Annotated in this window: 10 protein-coding genes and 1 pseudogene; 8 read left to right on the top strand and 3 right to left on the bottom strand. The window is 72.3% G+C overall.

Features of this window, described 5'->3' with window-relative positions; all coding sequences use genetic code 11:
- Positions 1-85: 85 nt before the first annotated feature.
- A complete protein-coding gene (locus tag AOK24_RS37135) occupies positions 86-730 on the top strand; it encodes an acyl-CoA dehydrogenase family protein (protein WP_240554296.1) in 645 nt (214 codons plus the stop codon).
- A gap of 15 nt (positions 731-745) precedes the next feature.
- On the opposite strand, the gene AOK24_RS37130 is transcribed toward AOK24_RS37135, so the two are convergent.
- Complete coding sequence (locus tag AOK24_RS37130) at positions 746-1102, bottom strand: hypothetical protein (RefSeq protein ID WP_055724352.1); 357 nt, start codon at positions 1100-1102, stop codon at positions 746-748.
- A gap of 175 nt (positions 1103-1277) precedes the next feature.
- Here AOK24_RS37130 and AOK24_RS37125 point away from each other — a divergent pair, with 175 nt between their 5' ends.
- Positions 1278-1754 (top strand): tautomerase family protein, encoded by a 477-nt coding sequence (locus AOK24_RS37125; RefSeq protein ID WP_055724351.1) that lies wholly within the window; start codon positions 1278-1280, stop codon positions 1752-1754.
- Positions 1755-1805: 51 nt separating this feature from the next.
- Here AOK24_RS37125 and AOK24_RS37120 read toward each other — a convergent pair whose 3' ends face one another.
- Positions 1806-2396: a TetR/AcrR family transcriptional regulator gene (locus AOK24_RS37120; RefSeq protein ID WP_055724350.1), complete on the bottom strand. Its 591-nt coding sequence runs from the start codon at positions 2394-2396 to the stop codon at positions 1806-1808.
- Positions 2397-2558: 162 nt separating this feature from the next.
- Between AOK24_RS37120 and AOK24_RS46770 the strand changes: the two are divergent.
- The 3 genes and pseudogenes from AOK24_RS46770 to AOK24_RS37110 form a co-directional block, all read left to right on the top strand.
- Positions 2559-2651: pseudogene (locus tag AOK24_RS46770) on the top strand (tautomerase family protein); the annotation flags it as partial.
- On the top strand, positions 2644-3654 hold the full coding sequence (locus tag AOK24_RS37115; protein WP_055724349.1) for a zinc-dependent alcohol dehydrogenase: 1011 nt from the start codon (positions 2644-2646) through the stop codon (positions 3652-3654). The pseudogene AOK24_RS46770 and the gene AOK24_RS37115, both read left to right, overlap by 8 nt.
- A 290-nt stretch (positions 3655-3944) precedes the next feature.
- Entirely contained in the window at positions 3945-4469 is a 525-nt protein-coding gene (locus AOK24_RS37110; protein WP_107104141.1) for an RICIN domain-containing protein, read from the top strand.
- A 50-nt stretch (positions 4470-4519) separates the two neighbouring features.
- Here the strand turns inward: AOK24_RS37110 and AOK24_RS37105 are convergent, their stop codons facing one another.
- On the bottom strand, positions 4520-5170 hold the full coding sequence (locus AOK24_RS37105) for a TetR/AcrR family transcriptional regulator (RefSeq protein ID WP_055724347.1): 651 nt from the start codon (positions 5168-5170) through the stop codon (positions 4520-4522).
- Between the two features lie 102 nt (positions 5171-5272).
- Here AOK24_RS37105 and AOK24_RS37100 point away from each other — a divergent pair, with 102 nt between their 5' ends.
- From AOK24_RS37100 to AOK24_RS37090, 3 genes are all read left to right on the top strand, one after another.
- On the top strand, positions 5273-6670 hold the full coding sequence (locus tag AOK24_RS37100; RefSeq protein ID WP_055724346.1) for an FAD-binding oxidoreductase: 1398 nt from the start codon (positions 5273-5275) through the stop codon (positions 6668-6670).
- Positions 6671-6816: 146 nt separating this feature from the next.
- Complete coding sequence (locus tag AOK24_RS37095) at positions 6817-7209, top strand: hypothetical protein (protein ID WP_055724345.1); 393 nt, start codon at positions 6817-6819, stop codon at positions 7207-7209.
- A gap of 104 nt (positions 7210-7313) precedes the next feature.
- Positions 7314-8078, top strand: a 765-nt coding sequence (locus AOK24_RS37090) for a questin oxidase family protein (RefSeq protein ID WP_055724344.1), incomplete at its 3' end; no start/stop codon positions are given.

Raw genomic sequence — 8078 nt, 5'->3', positions numbered from 1 at the left:
GGTATAAGAGACAGTGCTCGGGCCGCAGCACGGCGGCGGTCGGGCCGGTGGCGGTGGTGCTTCCGTCGGGCGGCCCCTCACCGCCGTGCTGCGGCCCGAGCAGGTCGAGATCGTCGAGAACTGGGACGTCATCGGACTGCGCGGGACCGGGAGCCACGACCTCGCCGTGGCCGGGGTCGTGGTGCCGGAGGAGTGGACGTTCGTGCGCGGCGGTCCGGCGACGGTGGACGAGCCGCTCTACCGGTACCCGACAGTGCCGTACGCCGCACAGGTCCTGGCCGTCGTGGGGCTCGGTGTCGCCCGCGCCGCCCTCGACCACGTCACGGCCGACGGTGCCCGCCCCGCGTGGACCGGCGCCCCGAAGCCCGCCGACCGGGCGACGTACCGCATCTCGATAGCGCAGTCCGAGGCCCGGCTCCGGTCGGCGCGGGCCTACTTCTACGAGGTCACGCACGAGGTGTGGGCCACGGTCGAGGCTGGCGACCCCGCGTCGAGGGAACAGGCGAGCGCTCTGCGCCTCGCGTCCACCCACCTCGCGCGGACGGCGTTCGAAGTGACCCGCGCCGCCTACCAGTTGGGCGGCACCGCCGCGATCACGGCCGGCGGCGTCCTGGAGCGGTGCCTGCGGGACGCGTCGGTGGTCCCCCAGCACGCGTTCCTCCAGGAGTCGGTGTACGAGGGAGCGGGCGCCGTCCTGACGGGCGTGGACCCGTTCCCGGGGTACGTCTGATCGACGCGGGGTGCGTCAGCAGCGCCGGTCCAGGTCGATGTCGATGCTGGTGACGTTCTTGGCCTGCATCTCGAACTTCAGGGAACTCCCGGTCTCGTACGTCTCCTTGAAGTCGGCGCCGGACCGCGCGAGCGTGATCCTGACCCGCGCGTAGCAGCCGTCCTCCAGAGGGTCCCGCAGGGTTCCCCGGACCGTCGTGGTGGTGCCGTCCCGGCAGACCGAGTGGGACAGCGTCGCCCCGATGGCACTGGTCGGCTTCGCCGCCGAGCAGGTCGCGGCGGCCGATGCGGGCGTGGCCGTCAGGGCGGTGACACCCCCCGCCGCGAGGGCGGTCGTGCTCAGCAGGGCGGCAACTCGTCGTGCGGTCTTCACTGGTACTCCCCGTTTCCTGTTCCTGCGACTGGTCCCCCGCGCGTCGGCGCGGACGCGGGACCAGTCTCCGGACGATCGACTCCGGGGCCTACCTATAACGTTCCAGGGCGGTTATAACGATCGCTATAGACCTGGGGTAAGGTCGCTCTATAACGACCGTCATAGGAGCCCCGTCGTGACCATCATCACCGTCAACACCCCCGAGGGCCGCCTGAGCCTCGACCAGCGTCGCGTCCTCGCCGAGACCCTCACGGACGCGGTGCTCGTCCCCGAGGTCGGACACTTCGAGCCCGCCGCGCGCCCCGGCTTCCAGGTCCGCTTCGTCGAGCACTCCACCGACCGGATGGCCATCGGCGGGCGCCTGCTGGCCGACATCGGCGCCGAGCTGGACGTGATGATCCTCGACGTCGCCGTGATGGACGGCGACTGGCCCCGCGAGGTCCGCGCGGAGGTCATCGCCCGCCTCCTCGCCGCCCTCGCCGAGGCGTGCGGCCTGGCGGAGCCCTCGCCCGGGTGGTGGGTGAACTTCCGGGTGATCGACGAGGGGAGCTGGGGCTCGGGCGGCAGGGTGACGTCGATCCTGTCGCTGCTGGCGACGGGGGTGTTCACGGAGGAGAAGGCGAAGGCGATCCGAGCGGCGATCACGGGCTGAGGCGATCACGGGCCGAGGGGGGGCGCGGGGCCGAGGGGGGCGCGGTGACGCTCAGGCCGGTTTCCGCACCGCGTCCTCGATCACCGTCTCCAACTGCTGGGCGACCAGGTCCAGCGGGACCATGCTGCGTTTCGCCCGGCACATCGCGATCGCGCCCTCGACGGAGGCGACGACCAGGGCGGCAACCGCCTCGGCCCGGTCGGCGTCGAGGCCGTGGGCGCGGAGGGAGTCGGCCAGGAGGCGTTGCCAGTCGTCGAACGCCTCGTCGGCGGCGGTGAGGGAAGGCGGGACTTCGTCCGTCAGGGGCTCTTCGACCGAGACCGCGAGGACCGGACAGCCCGCGTGATAGTCGCTCTTGAGGACGACACCCCGCCACAGCGCGAGGAAGGCCCGCAGGCCGGCGGCCGGACCGGCGGCCAGTTCCTCGCGGAGGATGCGGGAGACCGTCGTACCCGCGAAGCGCACCGCCTCGGTCGCGAGCTGCTGCTTGCCCTCGGGGAAGTAGTGGTACGTCGAGCCGAGCGGCGCCTTGGCGTGTTTGGCCAGCTCACGGATGCTCGTCGCGTTCAGGCCGCGCCTGCTGATCAGGTCGGCGGCGCCCGCGACGATGCGGTCGCGCGACGGCGTGTTCGGTGCGGCCACGGCCGTACCCCCTTCAGGACCCCTGGCTATAACGGCCGTCATAGTCTAGCCTGAGCCCCGCTTATAACGACTGTCATAGACAAGTCCGTACGGTTTCGAGGAGGCCCCGTGCCGATGATCCAGCTCACGTCCTTCCGGGCACAGGCGCGGAGTCACCTGATCGAGCAGCCCGACGGCACGCGGGGCGCGGGCGGGTCCGTGATCCGGTACGCCGATCTCGTCGCTCTCGCGCGGGGGGAGCGGGCCGGTGCGTGAACTGACGTATGTCGCCCGCGACTCGGTCGAGTGGCGCGAGGCGCCGGACCCGAGGCTCGGCTCGGACCGGGAGGCGATCGTCGCGCCGGTCGCGGCGACCTCGTGCGACGTCGACACCGCGATCCTCGCCGGACACGGCTTCATCGAGCCGCCGTTCGCGCTCGGGCACGAGTGCGTCGCCCGGGTCGTCGAGACCGGCGACGCGGTGACCTCCGTACGGCCCGGGGACCTCGTCGTCGTCCCCTGGTCGATCAACTGCGGTACCTGCGCGCACTGTTCGGCCGGGCTGACCGCGCACTGCTCGTCCGTACCGCACATGGCGATGTACGGCGCGCCGATCGGCGGGAGGTGGGGCGGGCTCTTCTCCGACCTGGTCCGGGTGCCGTGGGCGGACGCCATGCTCGTACCGCTGCCCGGCGATCTCGACCCGGTCGCGATGGCGGCGGCGAGCGACAACTGGTCCCTGTCCTGGCGGCTGGTGGCACCGCATCTGAAGAGCCGGCCCGGCGCGCGGGTGCTGGTCGTGGCGCGCGGCAGCATCGGGCTGTACGTGTGCGACATCGCGCGGGCGCTGGGCGCGTCCGAGGTGCTGTACGTCGACCCCGACGCCGGACACCGGGCGATAGCGCGGGAGTTCGGGGCGGCGACGGCCGAGGCGCTCGAACCCGTGCCGCACGGCTTCGACATCGCCGTGGAGGCGACGGGGCGGGTCGACCAGTTGGCGCTGGCGGTCAAGTCCCTTGCACCCGAAGGGGTTTGCGAGTCCGCCGGGAACCATTTCCGCCCCGGTGAGCTGCCCCTCCTGGACATGTACCTCACGGGCGTGACCCTGCGCGTCGCCCGCGACAACGTCCGGGGCCACATCCCGGACGCCCTCGAACTCGCCCGCTCCGGCAAGGTCGCCCCCCGCCGGGTCGTCTCCCACGTCCTGGACTGGGAGCAACTCCCGCAGGCCCTGCCGGAGAAGCACCTGAAGCCGGTGTTCGTCCGGGCGGACACCTGAGAGACCCCGAGAACCACCCCTCCCCCACCACGATCCGCCCGGGTACGGGCACGGCGGGTTCACCGCGATGCTCCTGGACGAGGTGATGGGGCACGCGTGCGTCGCGGCGGGGCATCCCGGGATGACCGTCTCCCTCACCACCCGCTACCGGTGACTCCCGTGCGGCTGTATCTGGAGGCCGCGCGCGGCGACCGGCGCGGTCGGGTGGTTCGCGTCCGGTTTCCCTGTATTTAGCCGCTCGACGGGCTCGCGGGCCGAAAGGGCGGTTCGCGACTGGCACGATTCCGCGCATGGTGCTTACAGAAAAACCGCAGGTCAGACGTAATTCCGCGCGCCGTGCCCGGGCGGCGCTGCTCGCTCTGGCCATGTCCGCGGGGTTCGTGTCCCTGAACGCGGGGTCCGCGTCCGCGCTGTCGCCCGGCGACCTCATCTCGTCGAACCTGCTGCGCAACTGGGAGACCGGGCTCTGCCTGGAGAGCTACAGCGCGGGCTCCATCCGGACGGGCCGGTGCCAGGTGGGAAACACGAACCAGACCTGGAAGATCTTCTACTTCACCCACGGGACCCATGACGAGGTCTACATCCAGAACGCGGGGACCAGGCGCTGCCTGGCCGACCCCGACGGCCGGCTCCTGGTGGACTTCGACTGCGTCAACAACGGCAAACCCACGTTCGAGGGCATCGGCTCCAGCTGGGACAAGGTCCAGCTCAAGTCCACCTCCAGGGGCGCCTGTCTCGACAGCAACCGCAACGGTGACGCCTACATGAACAGCTGCAACGGCGGCGGCTACCAGCTCTGGAAGTCGGGTTTCTGACAGCCTGCCCACCGGGTGCCACCCGCGCCGGACGCGCTTCCGCCCCCCCTTCAGAACCCGAAGCGCGTCCGGAAGAACTCGTCCACGTCGGGCCGTTCGGCCGGGGCCCCCGGAAGGCGTTCCGTGCCCGGCGCGCGCAGGCCGTCGAGGAGAACGGCCAGGTGGCGGCCGGTCAGGTCGGTGCCGAGGGTGTTCCGCTCGCCGTTCTGGGGCGTGCGCGGGGGGAGGGAGACCATCATCAGGACGAGGTCGTGAACGTTCACGTCCGGCCGCAGCGCGCCTTCCGACTGGGCCCGGCGGATGAGGCGGTCGAGCTCGCCGAGGAGCCGGTCGCGGGCGGCGATCAGTTCGGGCCCCGAGGGCGTGGTGCGGCGGCGGGAGACGGGGAAGAGCTGGCTGCTGCGGACCTCGGCCATGTGGTGCATGACGCGGACGAAGGCGGCCCACGCGTCCGGCTCGTCCGCCAGCGCCTCCGTGACGACCTCGCACGTGGCGTTCATGCGCCCGGTCGCGACCTCCTCGACGAGGGCGCGTTTGCTGGGGAAGTGTCGGTAGATCGTGCCCATCCCGACGCCGGACCGGCGGGCGACCTCCTCGATGGAGACCTCGTACCCCCGGTCGGCGAAGACGGCGCGGGCGGCGTCGAGGATCTGCCGGACGTTCTCACGCGCATCGGCTCTGCGGGGGTCGACTCGGTTCACGAGGTGGATGTTACGCTCCCACAGCAGTACCGGAAATTCATTTTCCGGTTAGCCGAATGGCCAGCCCACAGGCATGGGCTGCCGCCCCCAGGGAGGCCCACCATGAACGCGACCCCCGACTTCCCCGCCGAGTTCCGCGGCGCCCTGCTCCACCCGGGCGACGACGGGTACGACGCGGCCCGCGCCGGCTTCAACTCCCGTACGGCGGACGCCCGTCCGGGTCTGATCGCCCGCTGCCGGGACACCGCCGACGTCGCCGCCGCCCTGCGCCACGCCTCGGCGCACGACCTCCCCGTGGCCGTGCGCGGGGGCGGCCACGGCATCGACGCGTACGCCCTGCCGGACGAGGCGTTCGTGATCGACCTGTCGGGCCTGCGCGGGATCTCCGTGGACCCCGCCTCCCGTACCATCCGGGCCCAAGCAGGCGTCCTGCTGGGCGAGTTGGACGCGGCAGCGCAGGTGCACGGCCTGGCCGTACCGGCGGGGACGGTCACGACGACCGGTGTGGCCGGGCTGACGCTGGGCGGCGGGATCGGGCATCTGATGCGCAGCTTCGGGGCGACCGTCGACAACCTGCTCGGCTGCGAGGTCGTCACCGTGGACGGCCGGGTCGTGCGGGCGGACGCGGAGACCAACCCCGGCCTGTTCTGGGGGCTGCGCGGTGGCGGCGGGAACTTCGGGGTGGTCACCGAGTTCACGTTCCGGGCGCATCCGGTGGGGCCCGAGGTCACCTCGGGGATGCTCCTGTTCCCCGGCGAGCAAGCAGCCGCCGTGCTGGGCGAGTTGCCCGCGTTCGTCGCCGCCGCGCCGCGCGCGCTCGGGGTCGGCAGCGCCCTGACGTTCGCGCCGCCGCTGCCGGGGCTGCCCGGGGAACTCCACGGAAAGCCGGTGCTGTTGCTGCTGCCGGTACACATCGGGGACGCGGCCGAGGCGGAAGAACTCACCGCGAAACTCGCCGCGTTGGGGACTCCGGCGCTGAACACCGTGGGCCGTACGACATGGCTCGCGACGAACAGCATGCTCGACGCGACCGCCCCGTACGGGCGGCGAGCGGGCACTCGCGGCGGATACCTCGCCGAACTCACCCCGGACGTCGTCGACTCGGCCCTCGCGCAGCTCGACGCCGCGCCCACAGCGCCCGGTTCGGTCACCGCCATCAACTTCTGGGCGTTCGGCGGCGCCTTCTCCGAGGACACCGACGAGGACGCGATGGCGTTCTCGCGCGCGGGCGCCGCGTGGCTGTGGGAGACGGCGACGGTCTGGGAGGGACGCGAACACGACGGCGCCTTCGACACCTGGCTCGACGGGATCACCGACGCGCTGCGCCCGCACACCCTGCCCAACGCGTACACCAACCTCACCCAGGACCAGGGCGCCGAGTGGCGGCGCGGGGTGTGGGGCGGCGCGGCCAAGCACCGGCGGCTGCGGGAGCTCAAGGCGGAGTGGGACCCGCGCAACCTGCTGCGGTTCAACAAGAACATCAAGCCCGCGGACGGCTGAGCGACCGAACGGTCGGGCCTCGGGAACTGACGTGCGGGCGCTACCGATTTGGGGGCGCTACCTGCCGTAACCGTCGTGTCGGCGGTCGGCCGGCCGAGAGGGTGGACCGCGTTGGTCCACACCTTTCGACCCAAGGGGTTCTCCTCATGATTCCGCTGCGCCACTCCGTCCTGGCCCTCGCCGCCCTCGGCCTCACCGCCGCCCTCTCCTCCCCGGCCGCCGCCGCCCCCCGGCACGTCGACGTCACCTACGGCGCGACCTACGTCCGAGGCGACCTCACCTTCAACAACCGCTCGGTCAGCTTCACCGGCACCTACCGTTCGGTATCCGCAACCGACTGCCGCCGCGCCTGGTTCGGCACCCTCGACAGCTCCGGCCGCCTCCTCGACGCCCGCAGCACGGGCACCCTGTGCAACGGAATCCGGCCGATCAACACCACCGTCCCGGCCGACGTACGGGGCGGCGCCGCAGCCGTCATGGTCTGCCTGGACAACGGCAACGCGGCACCCCTGAAGTGCCTGGAGTACAAGCGGCCGTAATAGCCCTCGTCCGGGGGCCTACGTCCCCCGGACGAGGGTGGGTGGGGTGGTCCTACGTCTTGGGGCCGTTACGGCGTCGTCGCCGGGCGCCTAGCGTCGTGTTCATGGACGACACGACCGGCATTCTCGACGAGGCTCTGGAGCGGCTGCACGGTTCGGGGCCGGAGCGGCTGGGGCGGCTGACGAATCACGCGCCGATGGCGGTGGAGGCGCTCGCGGCGCACGGGCAGGCGAAGGCTGTGCACCGGTGGCTCGATGTGTACGCGTCCCGCCTGGAGGAGTTCCCGGCGGCCGTCGCCGTGGTGACGGCGGACAACTGGCGTACGGCGCTGGGTGATCCGCGCCGGGCCGGCGACTGGATCGGGTACTTCGACCGCGAGTTGGCGGTGCGGCCCTGGCGGGACGTGCTGGCGCAGTGGTGGCCGCGGTTGCTGCCGGGGCTGTACGGCGGGTCCACGCACCCGGTGATCCGGGTCGGGCACGCGGTACGGACTCTGCTGGCCGGGGAGGAGACGGCGCCCCGCCGTACGGAGCTGGCGCACGGCCTGGGCTACTGGGCCGCCCGGCATCACACGCTCCCCGCCCTGACTCCCCTGACCGGAGCCGGCGGCGCGGCGGCGGCCCTGGACGCCGTACCCGTCGTCGCGGACCAGAGCGGCGGCTTCCCGGCGCTCCTCGCGCGTGTACGGGCGCTCCCGGTGTGGGCGGCGGCGGTCACCGACCCGGACGAGGCCCGCCTCCGCCTCACGGAGCTGGTGCGCGCGGCCACGCACCGCTATGCCACGCACGGCCACGGCGAGGAGACGATGCTCGTGCACGCGGCGACCGCGCCCAACGCCGTCCTGCGCACCCTCCCCGCCCCTGTCCCT

The sequence above is a fragment of the Streptomyces niveiscabiei genome (genome assembly GCF_001419795.1).
GTDB lineage: Bacteria > Actinomycetota > Actinomycetes > Streptomycetales > Streptomycetaceae > Streptomyces > Streptomyces niveiscabiei.
The sequence above is the reverse complement of the archived record's forward strand: the minus strand, read 5'-3'. Positions and strand labels throughout refer to the sequence as shown.